The organism is Arthrobacter oryzae, from assembly GCF_031454875.1.
GTDB lineage: Bacteria > Actinomycetota > Actinomycetes > Actinomycetales > Micrococcaceae > Arthrobacter > Arthrobacter oryzae_D.
Genome location: NZ_JAVDRQ010000003.1, coordinates 68,145 through 86,454, shown reverse-complemented (window position 1 = coordinate 86,454; position 18,310 = coordinate 68,145). Strand labels below are relative to the sequence as shown.

General features: G+C 65.4%; 14 protein-coding genes. 6 read left to right on the top strand and 8 right to left on the bottom strand.

Annotated elements, in window-relative coordinates:
- Positions 1 to 14: 14 nt before the first annotated feature.
- On the bottom strand, positions 15 to 2,639 hold the full coding sequence (gene pepN / locus J2805_RS06215) for an aminopeptidase N (RefSeq protein WP_309970843.1): 2,625 nt from the start codon (positions 2,637 to 2,639) through the stop codon (positions 15 to 17).
- Between the two features lie 79 nt (positions 2,640 to 2,718).
- On the bottom strand, positions 2,719 to 3,726 hold the full coding sequence (locus J2805_RS06210) for a YeiH family protein (RefSeq protein ID WP_396134258.1): 1,008 nt from the start codon (positions 3,724 to 3,726) through the stop codon (positions 2,719 to 2,721).
- Between the two features lie 234 nt (positions 3,727 to 3,960).
- Here J2805_RS06210 and J2805_RS06205 point away from each other — a divergent pair, with 234 nt between their 5' ends.
- The 3 genes from J2805_RS06205 to J2805_RS06195 all read left to right on the top strand — a co-directional run bounded on the left by J2805_RS06205 (position 3,961) and on the right by J2805_RS06195 (position 7,373).
- Positions 3,961 to 5,517: a circularly permuted type 2 ATP-grasp protein gene (locus J2805_RS06205; protein ID WP_309974837.1), complete on the top strand. Its 1,557-nt coding sequence runs from the start codon at positions 3,961 to 3,963 to the stop codon at positions 5,515 to 5,517.
- 81 nt (positions 5,518 to 5,598) lie between these two features.
- Positions 5,599 to 6,525, top strand: coding sequence for an alpha-E domain-containing protein (locus J2805_RS06200; protein ID WP_309970840.1), 927 nt, complete (start codon positions 5,599 to 5,601; stop codon positions 6,523 to 6,525).
- Positions 6,522 to 7,373 (top strand): transglutaminase family protein, encoded by an 852-nt coding sequence (locus J2805_RS06195; protein ID WP_309970838.1) that lies wholly within the window; start codon positions 6,522 to 6,524, stop codon positions 7,371 to 7,373. Before J2805_RS06200 ends, J2805_RS06195 begins: the two co-directional genes overlap by 4 nt.
- Before the next feature lie 17 nt (positions 7,374 to 7,390).
- On the opposite strand, the gene J2805_RS06190 is transcribed toward J2805_RS06195, so the two are convergent.
- Positions 7,391 to 7,876 carry a pyridoxamine 5'-phosphate oxidase family protein gene (locus J2805_RS06190; protein WP_309970835.1) on the bottom strand — a complete coding sequence of 162 codons (486 nt, stop codon included), beginning with the start codon at positions 7,874 to 7,876 and terminating at the stop codon, positions 7,391 to 7,393.
- Positions 7,877 to 8,029: 153 nt separating this feature from the next.
- Between J2805_RS06190 and J2805_RS06185 the strand changes: the two genes are divergently transcribed.
- Entirely contained in the window at positions 8,030 to 9,730 is a 1,701-nt protein-coding gene (locus J2805_RS06185; RefSeq protein WP_309974834.1) for a GAF domain-containing sensor histidine kinase, read from the top strand.
- Here the strand turns inward: J2805_RS06185 and J2805_RS06180 are convergent.
- Positions 9,727 to 10,491: a response regulator transcription factor gene (locus tag J2805_RS06180; protein ID WP_309970833.1), complete on the bottom strand. Its 765-nt coding sequence runs from the start codon at positions 10,489 to 10,491 to the stop codon at positions 9,727 to 9,729. The genes J2805_RS06185 and J2805_RS06180 overlap by 4 nt on opposite strands.
- 272 nt (positions 10,492 to 10,763) lie before the next feature.
- On the opposite strand from J2805_RS06180, the gene J2805_RS06175 reads away from it, so the two are divergent.
- Complete coding sequence (locus J2805_RS06175) at positions 10,764 to 11,207, top strand: universal stress protein (RefSeq protein WP_309970829.1); 444 nt, start codon at positions 10,764 to 10,766, stop codon at positions 11,205 to 11,207.
- A gap of 52 nt (positions 11,208 to 11,259) precedes the next feature.
- On the opposite strand, the gene J2805_RS06170 is transcribed toward J2805_RS06175, so the two are convergent.
- From J2805_RS06170 to glgC, 3 genes are all read right to left on the bottom strand, one after another.
- The gene (locus J2805_RS06170; protein ID WP_309970826.1) at positions 11,260 to 11,724 is read right to left on the bottom strand and encodes a pyridoxamine 5'-phosphate oxidase family protein; all 465 of its coding nucleotides are present in this window, start codon (positions 11,722 to 11,724) and stop codon (positions 11,260 to 11,262) included.
- Positions 11,725 to 11,824: 100 nt separating this feature from the next.
- Positions 11,825 to 13,276 (bottom strand): SDR family NAD(P)-dependent oxidoreductase, encoded by a 1,452-nt coding sequence (locus J2805_RS06165; RefSeq protein ID WP_309970823.1) that lies wholly within the window; start codon positions 13,274 to 13,276, stop codon positions 11,825 to 11,827.
- A gap of 69 nt (positions 13,277 to 13,345) precedes the next feature.
- Positions 13,346 to 14,743, bottom strand: coding sequence for a glucose-1-phosphate adenylyltransferase (glgC, locus tag J2805_RS06160; protein WP_309970821.1), 1,398 nt, complete (start codon positions 14,741 to 14,743; stop codon positions 13,346 to 13,348).
- A gap of 101 nt (positions 14,744 to 14,844) precedes the next feature.
- Between glgC and glgA the strand changes: the two genes are divergently transcribed.
- Positions 14,845 to 16,041 (top strand): glycogen synthase, encoded by a 1,197-nt coding sequence (gene glgA, locus J2805_RS06155; protein WP_309970819.1) that lies wholly within the window; start codon positions 14,845 to 14,847, stop codon positions 16,039 to 16,041.
- Between the two features lie 132 nt (positions 16,042 to 16,173).
- Here the strand turns inward: glgA and J2805_RS06150 are convergent, their stop codons facing one another.
- Positions 16,174 to 18,288, bottom strand: a complete 2,115-nt coding sequence (locus tag J2805_RS06150) for an acyl-CoA dehydrogenase family protein (protein WP_309970816.1) — start codon at positions 18,286 to 18,288, stop codon at positions 16,174 to 16,176.
- Between the last annotated feature and the right edge of the window lie 22 nt (positions 18,289 to 18,310).

Sequence of the window (18,310 nt, the reverse complement as noted above, 5' to 3'; positions counted from 1 at the left end):
AGTCAAAACGGCCGTTATGGAGCAACCGACGGGATATTCGCGGCGGCCTGCGCCGTGAGGGCACGGTGCAGGTGGCTCCGCTGCTCGATGATGATCCGGCGCAGCGCACGCGGTGCCGCGGGATGCCCCGCGAGCCAGTCATCGGCGCGGGCCAGGACCGGATGCTCCTCCGGCAGGCCGGCGACGAGGTCCTGCCCCGCAGGGAACAGTCCGCGAACAATCCGGCTGGCAATCTCGATGCTGCGCTCCGCCCAGACCTTCTCCAGGGAGCCGAAGTACGGCTCCACGAACGGGTCCAGCATCGCGTCAGGCGCGGTGTTGAAGCCCGCGATTGTGGCGCTGAGGAGCTCGTTGGAGAGCGCGTTGCCGTTGACGGCGGCATCCCAGGCGGCGGCCTTGACGGCGGCATCCGGCCGGGCAGCCAGCGCCGTGGCATGGCCGGCGCGGCCGGAAGCAGTGGTGTCGCGGGCCAGTTCGGCATCCAACTCGGCCTCCGTGGCCTGCCCGTTGGCCGCGAGTGCGTGCCACAGGCTCCAGCGGAGTTCCGGGTCGACGGCCAGGCCTTCCAGCACCGTTGTACCGTCCAGGATCCCTCGTATGAGGCCCAGCCTTGCGTCGGCCCGCCTGCTTGTGGTGGCGAGTGTCCTCGCCCAGGCCAGCTGGTGGTCCGAACCGGGCTCGGCAGACTCGAGTTCCCGTGCAGCGGCATCGAGGAAGCTGTTCCGGACCGACGCCCGTTGCGCCGCGGGAACGTAGCGGTCAATGGCGGTGGCGGCGTTGCCGAGGACGTTCAGCAGCACGCCGATGCCCTGTTCGGCAGGGCCGAATCTTTCCACTGCCGCGACGTAGCGGTCCGCAGGGGCCACGGCGTCGCGTGCTGCGTCCCAGAGCGCCGTCCAGCACAACGCCCTGGCCATCGGATCCTGCAGGGCGCCGAGGGACGCCCGTGCGGTTGCCTCGGAACGTGGATCAAACCGGACCTTCACGTAGCTGAGGTCATCGTCGTTAACCAGGAGGAGTGCCGGCACCGGCCTGCCCCTGAGCTCCGGCACCACCGTGCGGTCCCCGGCCAGGTCCGTCTCCACGCTGTCCGCCCTGACCAGTGCGCCGTCGGCGTTGAAGTCGTACAGCCCGATCCGCAGCCGGTGCGGCCGCAGTTCCTGGCGTCCCGTAGTGGGGTCCACCGCGTCCTGGACGAGCGCGACGCTGCCGAGCACGCCGTCGTGCTCTTCGATCTCGGCAGTGACGGTGGAGATCCCCGAGGTCTGCAGCCATTGGCGGGCCCATACGGTCAGGTCCCGGCCCGACGCCTCGCCCAGGGCGGCCAGCAGGTCAGCCAGGGTGGTGTTGCCGTACTCGTGGTCCCGGAAGTACCGGCGTGACCCCGCAATGAACGCTTCAAAACCGACGTAGGACACCAGCTGCTTGAGCACTGACGCGCCCTTGGCATACGTGATGCCGTCGAAATTCTGCTTGGCTGCCTCCAGGTCCGGAATGTCTGCAACGATCGGATGGGTAGTGGGCAGCTGGTCCTGGACATAGGCCCAGGCCTTACGGTTGTTGGCGAAATTCACCCAGGCCGTGTCCCAGTCCGTTGCGCGGTCCACGCCCAGGGTGCCCATGTAGTCCGCGAAGGACTCCTTGAGCCAGAGATCGTCCCACCACTGCATGGTCACGAGGTCTCCGAACCACATGTGTGCCATTTCATGCATGAGCGTGTTTGCCCGCCCCTGGTACTGGGAATCGGCCGCCCGGGAGGTAAAGACGTAGTTTTCGGTGAAAGTGACCAGTCCGGGGTTCTCCATGGCACCGAGGTTGTATTCGGGAACGAAGGCCTGGTCGTACTTGCCCCAGGGATAGGGATAGTCGAAGAGGTTGTTGAAAAACCCGAGCCCCTGCTTGGTGAGCTGGAACAGGTGGTCGGTGTCGAACGATTTCGCCATGGAGGTGCGGCAGTACAGCGCCAGCGGGACCTCCAGCGCGGTCCCGTCCTCGAGCATTCCGCTCCAGTGGTCCGACGCCCTGAAGTACGGCCCGGCCAGCACCGTGGTGATGTAGGTGGATATCCGGCCCGTGGGCGCGAAGTCCCACCGGTCGGTTGCCGGGTCACTGGTCAGCCGGGTGCGGCCGGCCTCGCTGCCGTTGGAGGCGACCTGCCAGTCCGACGGCGCCATCACGTGGAAGGTGAACTCCGCCTTAAGATCGGGTTGCTCGAAGTTCGCGAAGACGCGGCGGGCATCAGCGGGCTCGTATTGGGTGTAGAGGTAGCACTTTCCGTCCGCCGGATCGAAGAAGCGGTGCATGCCTTCTCCGGAGGTGCTGTAAAGCGCCGTGCCGGTGACGGTCACTTGGTTTTCCGCCTGGAGGTTGTCCAGCCGGATACGGGATCCGTCCACCACGTCCTCGACGGACAGCCCTTTGCCGTTCAGGAAGACGCTGTGCACGTCGCTGCTGATGAAGTCCAGGAAGGTGGTCGCCCCCGGTTCCTGCGCCGAAAAGTTGATGACACTGCGGCTGGTGTACCCGCTGACCTCCGGATCCTGGGCCAGGCGAACGTCCAGTGAAACGTCATAGCTGTGGGTGGTGATCAGGGCTGAGCGTATGGCCGCTTCATCGCGGCGCAGGTTCTGATTCGACACCAAGCTATTGAATCACGGGCCCGGCCCCGTTATCCGCGCCGGGCAGCCTGCAGGGCGGCAGGCACAGGTGGCTGGAGGATCAGTACGGCTGGACGATCAGCACTGCGGCCCCGAGGCCCAGCAGCGCGATCAGCAGCCACGCCGCGAGGGCCGCCAATAGCGCCCTCGCCCCGGTGTGGAGCAGGGTCTGCACGCGCACCGCCGAGCCCAGGCCAAAGAGCGCCGTGCCCAGCAGCAGGTCCTGTACGGCGGCTGCCGCGTCCAGCCACCCGGGGGACAGCCAGCCCGTGGAGCGCAAACCCACCATGGCCACAAATCCGATGACGAACAGCGGAACAACCGGCGGCAACCGCACCTCTGCGCCGTCCGCGTCCGGATTGCCCGCGCCGTTTTCAACGGCTCCGTTCAGCGCCTCCTCGTCGCGCGCTGCTTCATTCCGCGCATCCCGGCTGATGACCGTCCGCTGATGGACGCCGGCGGCGGCCACAATGGGGGCCAGGAGGATCACCCGGGTCAGTTTGACGACGACGGCGATCGCCAGCGCGCCGGTCCCTGCGGTCTGCGCTGTGGCCACCACCTGGCCGACGTCGTGCACCGACGCGCCGGTCCAGGCACCGAACACCTCGGGGGTGAGCTGCAGCGGGTGCAGGAGGAGAGGCAGGACCCCAATGGCCAGCGTGCCGCATAGCGTCACGAGTGCCACCGGCAGGACTGTATCCACGTGCCGGATCCTTCGGACCGCGGCCATGGCACCAATAGCCGAGGCACCACAGATGGAAAAGCCGGTGGCAATGAGCAGCGAGGCGTCGCGCGTCAGCCGGAACAGCCGGGATATCCCGTACGTCCCTGCGAAACTGGCCAGTACCACGCCCGTGATCAGCAGCAGCGCCTGCCAGCCGAGCCCCAGGACGTCCATGACGCTGACTTTCAGGCCCAGGACCACGATGCCGGCCCGCATCAGGTGCTTTCCGGCGAAGTCGAGCCCGGGGCGTGCCCCGTCTGCAACCCACGTTCCCGTACCCGGCAGGTTTGCGGCCAGCAGTCCCAGCACCACCGCGATGGTCATGGCAGGCAGGACGGGCACCATTGCGTGTACGGTAAAGGCCACCCCGACGGCGAAAACGGCAGTGAGCAGTCCCGGCACGATGGGTGGGATCCGTGCGGAGATCCGTCCCAGGGGGGCGGCGGGGAATCTGGGCAGTGGCACTCACCTACTTTGCCGGAAGAGTGCGGAAAAACACGAACCGGAGGGGGTGGCTTCAACACGCCACAACGGGCACCAGTAATGAAATCGAAACAAAAAGGTGGTTGGCTAATGACCATGTCTGACCTATTCCAGGATTACTCCGAGGCCGCCGGCCGCAGCGGTGCCTACGACGAGATGTTTGCCCCCGGCCAACTAGCCAGGAAGTCCTACGGGCAGGTCGCAGGAGCCCTCCGTGAGCTTTCCCTCGCCGACGTCACCGCCCGTGCCGACTCGATGGCGCGGACGTTCCTGGACCGCGGCGTCACTTTCGACTTCGCAGGGGAGGAACGGCCGTTTCCCCTCGACATCGTGCCGCGAGTGATCCCGGCCGATGAGTGGAGCGTCCTCGAAAGGGGAGTCGCGCAGCGGGTCCGGGCGCTGGAAGCCTTCCTCAACGACGTCTACGACAAGATGACCGTGGTTACCGACGGCGTCATCCCGCGCCAGCTTGTCACCACGAGCGCCCACTTCCACCGCCAGGTTCACGGCTTTGAACCGGCCGGCGGCGTCCGGGTCCACATTTCCGGGATCGACGTTGTCCGGGATGCGACGGGAACCTTCCGCGTGCTGGAAGACAACGTGCGCGTACCCTCGGGCGTCAGTTATGTGCTGGAAAACCGCCGCGCCATGGCCAAGGGCCTGCCCGAAGCCTTCGGCCAGCAACTGATCCGTCCGGTCGAAGAGTACCCGCGCCGGCTGCTGTCCGCGCTCCGCAAGACGGCGCCGTCCGGCGTCGACGACCCCACAGTAGTGGTCCTTACTCCCGGGGTGTTCAACAGCGCATACTTCGAGCACACCCTGCTGGCCGGTCTCATGGGCGTGGAGCTCGTGGAGGGCCGCGACCTCATCTGCCGCGGCAACCGGGTTTACATGCGGACCACTGCAGGCGAACAGCGCGTTGACGTCATCTACAAGAGAATCGACGATGACTTCCTCGATCCTCTGCAGTTCCGTGCCGATTCCATGCTGGGCTGCCCGGGTCTGGTCAATGCCGCCCGCGCCGGCGGCGTGACCATCGCCAATGCCGTGGGCAACGGCGTGGCGGACGACAAGCTCGTGTACAGCTACGTGCCCGACCTCATCCGTTATTACCTCAGCGAAGAGCCAGTGATCGCAAATGTGGACACGTTCCGGCTGGAGGAAAAGGAAGCGCGCGAGCACGTCCTGGACAGGCTGGATGAACTGGTGGTCAAACCGGTGGACGGCTCGGGCGGCAAGGGCCTGGTCATCGGGCCCGATGCCTCCAAGGATGAACTCGAGGCTCTGCGCAAGCGCGTCATCGCCGATCCCCGCGGCTGGATTGCGCAGCCCGTCCTGCAGCTGTCTACGGTTCCTACCCTCAGCGGTGATAAGTTTGGCCCTCGGCACGTGGACCTGCGTCCGTTTGCCGTCAACGACGGCGACGACGTCTGGGTGCTCCCCGGCGGACTGACCCGGGTGGCGCTCAAAGAGGGGTCGCTGATCGTCAATTCCAGCCAGGGCGGCGGCTCCAAGGACACCTGGGTGCTGTCTGACTCTCCCGAGGTTCCGGTAGAACTCCTGCCGCGGCCGTCCATCAACGTCCGCGAGCGGGTTTCGGTGTGGCCGGTCGAAAGCAACTGGCGCGACCGCCAGACGGAGCAGCAGCAGTGAGCCGACGCCGTCGGGTGCAGCCCGCATCATTTTCACCATTTATGTTCATGCAGATTTCGGACCCGCAGGAGGTAGCCGCGAATGCTTAGCCGTATTGCAGAGTCCCTATTTTGGATCGGCCGCTATGTGGAGCGGGCGGACGGCACCGCCCGCATCCTGGACGTTCACCTGGAGCGGCTCAACCACCTGCCCACGGAGGAGCGCGACAGCGTTGCCCGGGAGCTCCTGGCAGTCATGGGCGCCCGCCCCGACAGCGACGAGTTCGGCCTGGACGAACTGCTGCACGCCCTCGCCTACGACAAACAGAGCGCCACCTCCATTGCGGGTTCCCTGGGTGCTGCCCGCGAAAACGCCCGCCGTGCCCGTGAGACTGTCTCCTCGGGCCTTTGGGAGAGCTTGAACACCACGTACTACGGCCTGAACCAGCACCGCAAGGACGTTGTGGGAACCTACCGGTTCTGCCACTGGGTCCTGGAACGCACCGCCATGGTCAGCGGGCTGGCGGACACCACCGTCAGCCACGACGACAGCTGGCTGTTCCTCGCACTGGGACGCTCCCTGGAGCGCGCCGACATGACGGCCCGCATGCTCTCCACCCGCGATGTCCTCTCCGCCGGCATGTCCTGGGTGAACATGCTCCGTTGCGCCGGCGCCTACGAGTCCTTCCTGCGAACCCGGCGGGCGGCCTTCGGCGACCAGCATGCCGCCGAGTTCCTGCTGCTGGACCGGCTGTTCCCGCGCTCCATCGTCTATGCGCTGCGCGATGCCGACGACTGCCTGGCGAAGCTCGACCCTTCCGCCCAGCGCGTCGGCTTCATCAACGACGCCCGCCGGATCGTGGGCCAGGCCCGCACCTTCCTGGAGTTCCACCGCACGGACGACCTCATGTCCGAGCTGCCGGAACACATGGAGCGCGTCCAGAAGGCTGTCTCGCAGGCTTCGGACGCAATTTCCCGTAAGTACTTCAATCAGGCGGACGAACTGGCCTGGGTGGGAGAAGTTTCATGACCCGGCTGAGTATCATCCACAAGACCGGCTACAAGTACAACAAACGCGTCACGCTCTCGTACAACGAAGCCCGGATGACGCCGCTGACGGATCCTCAGCAGGTGGTGCTGGAATCGTCGATGAAGGTCGCGCCGTCGCAGGCCGCCATCAGCAGCTACCGAGACTATTGGGGTACGCGTGTCACCGCCTTCGACATGCAGATGCCGCACGAGTACCTTGAGGTCGTCGCCACCACCACGGTCGAAGTCCACCGCGCGGAGCGCATCCCGGCCGACGGCGACATCGTCTCCTGGGACGTGCTGCAGACGCCTGAGACCCTCAACCAGTTCAGCGACTGGATTCCGCAGTCCCAGCTCAGCGGCCCCGGCGACGAAGTGCTGGGCATCATTCCGGGCGTGGTCGAAGGCAGGAACCCGCACGGGGCCGCCATGGCCATTTTCGAATGGATGCGCGGAGAAATGACCTACATGAAGGGCTCCACGGGCGTCACCACCAATGCTGCCCAGGCCTGGGGCCAGCGGCAGGGCGTCTGCCAGGATCTGGCACACCTGGCCGTCGGGGCACTGCGCAGCTGCGGGATTCCTGCCCGGTACGTTTCCGGTTACCTTCACCCGCGTTCGACGGCGGATATCGGCGAGACGGTGGCCGGCCAGTCGCACGCGTGGCTTGAATGGTGGGACGGTGAGTGGCGCAGCTGGGATCCCACCAACCACAAACCGGCCGGCGACTTCCATGTCACGGTGGCGCGTGGCCGTGACTACCGGGACGTGCCGCCGCTGAAGGGCATCCTGTCCGGCGGCGGGGGTTCCGCATTGAATGTCAGCGTGGAAATCACGCGCCTGGCGTAGGCACGCGCGGAGGCACCTTATTCGTCCGCGGACCGGGTGGCGTCATCGAGCGGCGTCCACCAGGTCAGCGGGGGAGTGACCTTGAAGCGACGTCCAGTGACGGTATCCGGGCTGATCCGGACGAAGTGTTCCTTTGTTCCGCCCTGCCAGGGGAACAGCAGCAGCCCCACCGTGTCCAGGACCTCCTGCGGGTTCCTGACCGGGGCGGCCTGGCCCTTGACCACTACGCTCCACGCGATCCCGGTGTCCGTGTCCACCCCGTCGGCCTCCATGGCCACGGGCGTGTCTCCGGTGGCTGACTGCAGCTTGGTGCCTTCTGCCGTACGGAAGACCAGAGTGCCGTGGTCCACCTTGTAGTTGACGGGGAAGATGTCCGGGTGGTCGTCGACCCAGACAGCCAAGCGGCCTACCGAGACGCTCCGCAGCAGCCTCCAGCATTCGTTGCTGTCGAGGTTTTCGACCCCCTGCGAAGCGTCAGGCTCCGGTTTGCTATCAGTGCTCATGACGCTGAGCCTAGGCAAGGAACGGAAGGCAAGCTAGGGCACAATGGCCCCAAGCCGACTCCGTACTTTCCCGCCCCGTGAACAAAGCCTTAACGGTATTCTGGCCTCACGCCGCCGGAGCGGACAAAAGCGGTCAGGAGTCGGGTTGTGGATATGCATGCCAATGGCGACGGTCCCGAACGGTATACAGTGGCGGGCAGCCTGAGGATCGAAGACCTGCTCAAGGATTTTGTTTCGCGGGCCGGTGAACTCCTGCAGTTCCAGGAGCGTATGGGTGGCCTGCTCGAAGCCGTCGTGGCCGTCGCGGAGGATCTGAGTCTGGATGCCGTCCTGGAACGGGTGGTCCAGTCCGCCTGCCAGTTGCTGCACGCCCGCTACGGAGCGTTGGGGGTCATTGGCGATGACCGCGTCCTAAGCCACTTCATCACTGTCGGGATTGACGGCGAACTGGCCAACCGGATTGGTCCCCTCCCCACCGGTCACGGTGTCCTGGGATTGCTCATCTCCGATCCCAGGCCGCTGCGGCTCCATGACCTTCGCCGCCACCCCGAAGCGTACGGCTTTCCCAAACACCACCCGCCTATGCAGTCATTCCTCGGCGTCCCGGTCCGGGTCCGCGACGTCGTTTTCGGCAACCTGTACCTGACGGAAAAGGAAGGCGGGGGCGATTTCACCGTAGAGGATGAGGAGCTTGCCGTTGCCCTCGCCGCGGCGGCCGGAGTGGCCATAGAAAATGCCCGGCTGTACGACGATGCCCGGCGCCGCGCACAGTGGCTGGAGGCCTGCATGGATGTCTCCGGACTGATGCTGGGGAGCGATCCCCTCACCTCGTCAGGGGGCCTTGATCCGATTGCCGGAAGGGCGTTGCGGGAATCCGGGTCCCGGCTGGCCCTGATCGTGGCACCGTCCGCGGACGGAGTCGGCTACGTTGTGGCCGGGGCCAACGGTAAGGATGCAGAGTTGTTTTCGGGCCTGCCCCTGGCCCTGGATTCAGAAGCCATCCAGTCGGTCCTCGCCGGAGGCGAACCGCTGCTGGTGGAGAAAGCCGCGGACGTCCTGGGAGTGCTGGAGGAGAGCGTGGCCGGTCCACTCCTCGCGGTGGCGCTGAGCACGCAGGGCGCCCACCACGGCCTTCTCGTCCTGGTCCGGGACGCCGGAGCAGGTGCCTACGGCCGTACCGACGTTGAGATGGGGGCTGTTTTTGGTTCCCACGTCGCCTTGGCGCTCGAACTCGCCCGGGTTCACCGGCTGCGCGAAGAACTGCTGGTCTTCACTGACCGCGACCGCATTGCCCGCGACCTTCATGACCTCGTGATCCAGCGGCTTTTTGCCGCGGGCCTGAGCGTGCAGAGCCTGACCCGCTTCACCAGGGAAGGCCTTGCGCTGGAACGGATCGGCGCGATCACCGGGGAACTGGATGAGGCGATCCGCAGCCTGAGGGACACCATTTACTCGCTCAGGACAGGGAACGGGGAAACCGAGCTGCTCAGCGGAAGGCTGCGGCGCGTCACGCGGAGCGCCGCGAGGACCATGGCTTTCACCCCCGGGCTGAACCTGGAAGGCCCGGTGGACTCCGTGCTGCCGGATACGGCCAACCATGTGGTCGCCGTTGTTTCCGAAGGCCTCAGCAACGCCATCCGCCACTCGGGCGCAGATTCGATCGACATATCCGTCTCGGCCCTCAAGGGCAGGATGACGGTCCAGGTTACGGACAACGGCCGGGGGTTCAGGGACTCGGCAAAGCGCAATGGACTCAACAACATGGAAGAACGCGCCAGGATGCTTGAAGGCACCTGCACCATCACCAGCACGCCCGAGGCCGGGACCAGCCTGGAGTGGTCAGTTCCGCTCTAGCGCCGGTGCCCGTCAGCATCGGAGCCGGCCGAGTGGGCGGTGGCGGAATGGACCGGACCGGAGTGCCCGGTGGGGGACGAGGCAGGCATCGAGTTGTTGGCGATGTACACCGCAGCCTGCGTCCGCCGTTCAAAGCCCAACTTCGCCAGGAGCGAGGAGACGTAGTTCTTCACGGTCTTCTCCGCAAGGAACATCTCCGCCGCGATCTGCCGGTTGGTGAGGCCGCCTCCCACGAGTTCGAGCACCCTTCGCTCCTGAGGTGTGAGCCCGGCGGTCCTTGGATCCACCTGCTGGGGTGTGACGAGGCTTTCAACGATGCTCGCCGCCACGCCGTCGTCGAACAGTGACTCTCCTGCTGCCGCACGGCGCATTGCCCCGATAAGGTCCGTGCCGCCGATCTCCTTCAGGACATACCCACGGGCGCCGGCGAGTACAGCGCCCCGCAAGGCCTGCTCATCGTCAAAGCTCGTCAGGATGAGGCAGTTCAGGTTCGGATCCACTGACCGGACGTCCCTGCAGACCTCGATTCCCGTTCCGTCCGGAAGCCGGGCATCGAGCACACTGACGTCCGGGTGCAGGGCTGGAATGCGCCGTGTCGCCTCAACCGCGGAACCGGAGCTGCCCACAACGTCGAAGCCCTCGCCCTCGAGGAGCTCCTGCAGTCCCCGCCTGACAAGTTCGTGGTCATCGAGGATGAACACGCGGATAAGGTCCGTATGCATGGGCTGCGCGCGGGGACCCTGGTCTGCCCGGGGAATCATGGTCCTCCTGTCCGGCGGCCTGAGCTGCCACTGTCGGTCCGCAGCCGGCGAGCCGGTGCGGTGCAAGTCCCATTATGTCTGTCCGGAGCCGGTTTGGTTCGTCCGGCTCTGCCATTCTCGTTGACGCCAATAGGGGCAACAAGGGTCCTTGGACCCAACAGGGCATGACTTTAGGCCCTACCTGCCCCAGCTTCCGGCACACATCCTTGAAGTACACCCGACGGCCCGCCGTTGGGCTCCGCCCGCGGGAGCCGCCTGCGAAAGGGGAAGAAATGAACGAGGCCTGGGACGTCCGTACGATCGTTGTCGGAGTGGACGGCTCCGAGGCTTCGGTGGAAGCCCTGAAGCACGCCCAGGGCCTCGCAGTGGGCGTCGGAGCGCACCTGGTGGTGCTGGCGTGCTGGGATTACCCGCCGGTGTATGACGGCTACGTGGCAATGGGGATCAACGACTTCGACGTCCGCGCCGGGGAGATCCTCAAGGAGTCGCTAGCCAAGGCTTTTGGACCGGAAACGCCCGCGAACATTGAGACCCGGCTGGTGCAGGGCCGCCCACGGCACAGCCTCATTGACGCCAGCCGGACCGCTGACATGCTGGTGGTCGGAAGGCGGGGCCACGGCGGGTTCGGAGGGCTGCTGCTGGGCTCGGTGAGTTCTGCCTGCGTTGCCCACGCGCATTGCCCCGTGCTGGTGGTCCACACGCCCGAGAAGCACTGACCCTGGCGGGCAGATCTTTCAAGGAAGCAGATCGTTCAAAGGGGGAGCATGCCTACTCGAAGGAGGCACGCCGGGCGTCGGACAGCCGCGTGTTCCACAGGTCAGGCTTCTTCACCTTGAACCGCCGGCCGGTCATCGCCTTAGGCCTGAGCCGGACGTAGTTATCCTTATCCCCGGGCTGCCACGGTTCCAGGAAGAGGGCGTCGACCTGGTCTTTCTCTTCCTGGCTTTCGATCACTTCGGATTCGCCACGTGCAACCACGCTCCAGGCCGCTTCGTCGCCGGCGTCATAGCCGTCGATTTCGAAAGCCAGCGGTTTGGACGTCATGGCCGCCCACAGCTTGGTCCCGCCCGCTGTCCGGAAGACTATGGAGCGGCGCTGAAGCAAAAAATTCACGGGGAAAATTTCCGGATGGCCATCAACAACGAGCGCGACCCTCCCGACAGTTTCGGTGTCAAGCATGGCCCAGCACTGGTCAATGGAGAGTTGGCCCTCGGGCGGCGTGATCGTGTTCATGTAGACCCACGTTACGGATCCTCCGGGCGGCCCATCAGGGCCATAAGGCCTTGGACGCCGTTCCTGCAGCCGCCCTGCTGTTAGCAGGGCGGCGTGCCTGCTACCAAGGGCTCGGCTTGTAGTCCTTGAGGAAGACGCCGTACTGGTCTTCGCCGCTTTCACCCATGACGATGGGATCGTAGACCCTGGCGGCACCGTCCACCAGGTCCAGCGGCGCATGGAAGCCTTCCTCCATGAGCCGGACCTTGGTGTAATGGGGGCGCTCATCTGTGATCCACCCGGTGTCCACGGCCGTCATCAGGATTCCGTCGGAATCGAGCATTTCCTGCGCACTGGTGCGGGTCATCATGTTCAGTGCTGCCTTGGCCATGTTCGTGTGCGGGTGGCCCGGGCCCTTGTACGCGCGCGAGAACTGCCCTTCCATGGCGGAAACGTTCACGATGTACTTCCGGTGCGCGGTGGAGCGCTTCATGGCCCCGCGCAGCCGGCTCACCAGGAGGAATGGCGCGGTGACGTTGCAGAGCTGCACCTCGAGCATTTCCAGGGGGTCCACTTCGTCCACCACCTGTGTCCAGCTGTTGATCGTGGCCAGGTCGGGGACCAGGCCTCCGGCGTCGATGGCCGTGCCCGCTGCAATCCGTTCCAGCGATGCGGACCCCGTGGAGAGGGCGAGGGATGTGATGGCATCTCCGGCCAGGACGGGATGCTCCATGACGCTGCTCGCGAGGGCCAGGGGGTGTTTGTCGTGGGCGTGTCCGAACGTCACCAGTTCGGGACCCCCGTTGGCCGCTTCGAGTGCTGCCGGCAAGGGCTCGTCTTCGGCGTCAACCAGAGGCTTGTACGCATTCCCGGACCGGCGGACGGTCTGGGCCGCGTTGTTGATGATAATGTCCAGCGGGCCGGCCGCGTCGAGCGAATCGGTCAGTGCCATGACCTGGGAAGGGTCGCGGAGGTCGATGCCCACAATCCTCAGCCGGTGGAGCCAGTCCCCGCTGTCCTCCATAGCCGCGAAGCGACGCGCTGCGTCCTTCGGGAAGCGTGTGGTGATGGTGGTGTGGGCGCCGTCCCGGAGCAGCCGGAGCGCGATGTACATGCCGATCTTCGCGCGTCCGCCAGTAAGAAGGGCACGCCGGCCGGTGAGATCGGTGCGAGCATCGCGTTTGGTGTGGCTGAACGCGGCGCACTCAGGGCACAGCTGGTGGTAGAAGGCATCCACCTGCGTGTAGTGCTTCTTGCAGATGTAGCAGGGGCGGGACCTGATGAGGTGCCCTGCCACCTTTCCCGTCGCCGAAGGTTCCAGCTTGTTTCCGCGGGTCTCGTCATCGATCCTGTCCGGGGCCGCGGTGGCCGTCTGGGCGATGACGGCGCGGTCGGACTCAGCGATCAGGTCTCGTTTGGTGACCCGGCGGTGGCGCTTGACAGCCTTGAACATCTTGCCGGTGGCGCGGCGAACCGAGACGTAGTCCGGGTGCTCCTCGTCGTAGGCATGGATGGTATTTAAGACCTTGAGGCAGGCCTGGATGTCCTCAGGCGTCAAATCGGGGGAGTTCATTGTTCCGATTTTACAGCCTGGGAAGCTTCCGGCCTGCCTCAAGGGTTCAGGGATTGCGCTGATGGTCTCCTAGTCGGCGGCGGCAACGCGCACGGCGGCGGCGTGGGCCTCCCCGACCTTCTCCACCGATTCCCTCGCAGAAGCGGAATTTTGTGTGGCCGCCTGCACCGCGTTGGGAACGAGGTGCAGGTTGGCTGCTGAAAGTGCCCGTTCGGCTTCGTCCGGCTCAGGGACCAGTTGGCCCTTGGACAGAACAGTGATGCCGGAGTCCGTCACCTTGTAGCCACGGGCGCGGTCACGTTCGGGATCCAGCCCGATTGCTGCGCCTGCGGGCACCTTGACGTTCTTGTCGATGATGGCGCGATTGACCACTGCGCCCGCGCCGATCTGCACCTTGTCCATCAGCACCGAATCCACCACGCGGCTGGCTGTGCCCACATAGACGTCGTTGGACAGGACCGAACCTTCCACAATGCCGCCGGAGATGACCACGCCGCTGGCCACGATGGAGTCCAAGGCGGTTCCCACAGTGTTGTTCGCGCCGCGCACGAACTTGGCGGGCGGGGAAATGCTCTGGCGGGTGTAGATGGGCCATTCCGAGTTGTACAGGTTGAAAACAGGCAGCGGCGAGATCAGGTCCATGTGGGCGTCGTAGAACGAGTCGATGGTGCCGACATCGCGCCAGTATGTGCGGTCGCGTTCCGTGGATCCGGGGATGTCGTTGAGGGTGAAGTCGTAGACGCCGGCTTCGCCCTGGTTCACGAAGTAGGGAATGATGTCCCCGCCCATGTCGTGCTTGGTGTCCAGGCGCTCGGCATCGACGTGCAGGGCTTCCACCAGGGCATCGGCGTCGAAAACGTAGTTGCCCATGGATGCCAGGAACTGGGTGGGATCCGCGGCCAGGCCGGGGGTCTGGGCAGGCTTCTCCACGAACGCCGCGATTTTCTGCGGGTCGTCCTGGTCAACCTCGATGACGCCGAACTGGTTCGCCATGTTCAGCGGCTGCCGGACGGCGGCTACAGTTGCCTTCGCTCCGCTGGCTACGTGCTGCGCCACCATCTGGGCGAAGTCCATGCGGTAAACGTGGTCCGCGCCGACCACCACAACAATGTCCGGGTTGGCGTCATGGATCAGGTTCAGGGACTGGTAGATGGCGTTGGCGCTGCCAAGGAACCAGCTTTTGCCGACACGCTGCTGCGCCGGAACGGAGGCAACATAATTTCCGAGTTGCGTGGACATGCGCCAGGTCTCGGAAATGTGGCGGTCCAGGCTATGCGATTTATATTGCGTTAGCACCACTATCTGGAGATAACGCGAATTGACGAGGTTTGATAGCGCAAAGTCGATTAGCCGGTAACTCCCGGCAAACGGCACGCCGGGTTTAGCCCTGTCAGCCGTCAATGGCATAAGACGGTTTCCCTCGCCTCCGGCGAGGACAATAGCCAGGACTTTCTTATTCAACGGCATTATGGTCGCTCCTGTACGCCTTCGTAACTCCCCAAAAAGTCCGGCATGCCCGGACCCCTTCACACTAGAACAGATACGCCGGAACGACTACCTTGGGTAACGTGCGAATAGACATTGTGACTAAAGAGTTCCCGCCCGAGATCTACGGTGGCGCCGGCGTCCATGTGGCTGAGTTGAGCCGGGTGCTGGCCAAGCATGTGGATTTGCAGGTGCGCGCCTTCGGTGCGCCCCGGGATCCCGACTACCACGGGGCCAAGGTGACGTCCTACTCGGTTCCGGAGGACCTGGGTGCGGCCAATGCCGCGGTCCAGACCCTTGGTGTGGACCTGCGGATCGTCCCGGACATCGCGGGAGCCGACCTTGTGCATTCGCACACCTGGTATGCCAACATGGCCGGCCACCTGGCATCGCTGCTCCACGGCATCCCGCATGTGCTGAGCGCCCACAGCCTCGAACCGCTGCGTCCGTGGAAGGCTGAACAGCTGGGAGGCGGCTACGCGCTGTCCTCCTGGGTGGAGAAGACCGCCTACGAGGCCGCGGCCGCAATCATCGCCGTCTCTGAGGGGATGCGGCAGGACATCCTGCGCAGCTACCCTGATGTCGATCCGGCCAAGGTCCGCGTGGTGCACAACGGCATCGACGTTGACCTTTGGACTCGTGACGAGGGCGATGACGCCATCAGGGCCCTGGGCATCGACCCGGAACTTCCCAGCGTGGTGTTCGTCGGCCGGAACACCCGCCAGAAGGGTGTACCGTACCTGCTCCGCGCAGCGGCAAAGCTGCCGGCGGATGTCCAGCTGGTCCTGTGCCTCGGCGCGGCGGATACACCCGAGCTTGCCGCGGAAACCGCACGGCTGATCGAGGAACTCCAGAGCCAGCGCAGCGGCGTTATCCTCATCGAGCGGATGCTGCCCCGCGACGAACTCATCCAGGTCCTCAGCCACGCCACCGCCTTCGCCTGCCCGTCCATCTACGAGCCGCTCGGCATCGTGAACCTCGAGGCCATGGCCTGCGGCGCTGCCGTTGTGGCCAGTGCCACCGGCGGCATCCCCGAAGTCGTGCAGCATGGCGAAACCGGACTGCTCGTGGACATCGAGCAGGTCACCGACGGCACGGGTACTCCGCTTGATCCGGAGAAGTTCGTCAGCGAATTTGCGGCCGCCCTGACCGAAGTGGTGTCCGATCCGGAGCGGGCGCGCGCGATGGGGCAGGCGGGCCGGCGACGCGCCGAGGAGCACTTCTCCTGGGAGTCCATTACGGAAACCACACTTGAGGTGTACCGCTCCGTTCTTGCCTGAACCGGAGCAGACGCCGCGTAGAACCGCCGAACACAACCGGCAACGGTTAACGGACCACGACGGCGCCGCCCCCACCTGATCGGGGCGCCGCCGTCGTGGTTTCCGCAGTTTCCCTCGGAAATTCGCCGAGACTTAGCGCCGCGGAGTCTTGGAGTCCACGCCCTTCCGCGCCAGCAGGACCTTCTCGTCGACCGGCGCCTGTCCGTCGGCGCGCTGGGCCCGGAAGTAAGTACGCGCCTCGTCCTGGCGGGCCCGCTCGGCCCCCGTGGCGATGGCCGCGCGAAGGTGCTCCGGCCCGTAGCCGAAGGCATCCACGAGGTCCAGGGCATGCGGGCGGATCTTGGTCAGCAGCCGGTTGATGTAGTCACCCACCGTGCGGCCGCGCTGCATCGAAAGCCGCCCGTTCATGAGGTACCAGGACAGATTCTTCTCGATGAGCGAGAGGCCGAACAGATCCCGGAGCCACGTCAGTACACGCTTGGTGCCCGGGTCTGCCACATTCGCCAGCGCCTCCGTGAAAGCCTCCCACTGCAGGAGTTCCGCGTGGGCCTGGGCTGCCTCGATCAGTTCGTGCTGGTGCTCGTTGAAGACGGCTGCCGCCTGGCGCTGGGGCAGCTTGTTGGTGCCCTTCAGCGCGGCTCCGACCTCAGCGACCATGGTCTGCACCCGGTCGGTCAGCAGCAGCCGCTGGGTGTCTTCGTCCCGGAGCGCGATTGCCGCCTTCTGCACCGAACCCGTGTCCGCGACGAACTGGGCAACCTGGCGCAGGCCCGTCCGGTGCACCGCGGCGCCGGCGGCCTGGCTCACCACGTAGCGTGCCAGCACGCCGACGCCGACGGTGCGGAATTCCTTGGCGTAGTCGGCCAGGAGGCGCTTGGCCACCAGCTGGAGCAGCACGGTGTTGTCGCCTTCAAAGGTGACGTACACATCCAGGTCGGCACGCAGGGATGCGAAGCGGTTCTCAATCAGGAACCCTGCCCCGCCGCAGGCCTCCCGGCATTCCTGGAGGGTATCAAGGGCGTGCCACGTGCTGAGCGGCTTGAGCGCCGCGGCGAGTGTTTCCAGGTCTTGGCGGTCCTCGTCGGTATCGTGCTCGCCGGAGAAGACGTCGTCGAACTTCTGCAAAAGCTGCTCGTGGGCAAAGCCGGCGGCATAGGTTGTTGCTAGGCGGGTGAACAGCCGTCGCTGGTGGCGCTGGTAGTCAAGCAGTACTTCTTCGTCAGTGTGGGACGAAGCGTTGAACTGGCGACGCTCGGCGGCGTACTGGACGGCGGTCTTGAGCGCGAGTTTGCTGGCCGCCACTGCGGCGCCATCCAGGGAGACGCGGCCCTGGACCAGGGTGCCCAGCATGGTGAAGAAGCGACGGCCCGGGCTGGCGATGGGGGAGGTGTAGGCGCCGTCCGCGTCTACGTCCCCGTAGCGGTTGAGCAGGTTGGTGCGCGGAACACGGACGTTGCTGAAATGCAGCCGGCCATTGTCGATGCCGTTCAGTCCGCCCTTGACGCCGTCATCCTCACCGCCGATGCCCGGCAGGAATTCCCTGGTCTCCGGATCGCGCAGGTCCACGTAGAACGCGTGCACGCCGTGATTGACGCCCCTCGTTACCAGCTGGGCGAAGACCACGGCGCCCAGTCCGTCTATTGCGGCGTTGCCGATGTAGTCCTTCCACGCAGCGCGGAAAGGCGTGTGGATCACGAACTCCTGCGTGGCGGGGTCGAAGGTGGCCGTGGTGGCAATGCTGGCCACGTCGGAGCCGTGCCCGGTTTCCGTCATCGCGAAGCAGCCGGGAATGTCCAGGTTCATGATGCCGGGCAACCACTTGGCGTGGTGTTCCTCAGTGCCCAGGTGCATCACGGCGGAGCCGAAAAGCCCCCACTGGACACCCGCCTTGATCTGGAGCGACGGATCGGCCGTGACGAGTTCCTCGAATCCGGCGATGTTTCCGCCGTGATCGTCGGAACCGCCCAGTGAAGCGGGAAAGGCCCGGTGAACTGCTTTGTTGTCCACCAGGTATTTCAGCTGCCCGAATGTGCGCTGGCGGTGCTCGGTGTGGGTGAGGCCTTCGGTCTTGTGCAGTGCGGGACGGCCCGAAAGCTCGCGCGAGTGCCGGCGGATGTGGGCCCACTTGCCCAGGAGCTGCTCACCCAGCGCGGCGACGTCGACGGCGGGTGACCCGTCGGCAGGTTGCTTGGTACGGCCGGCGGGGCGGTTTGCCTGGCTGGCGGGGCGGTCAACTACGTCAGTCATGTCGATTCCTTCGTTGGTTCTG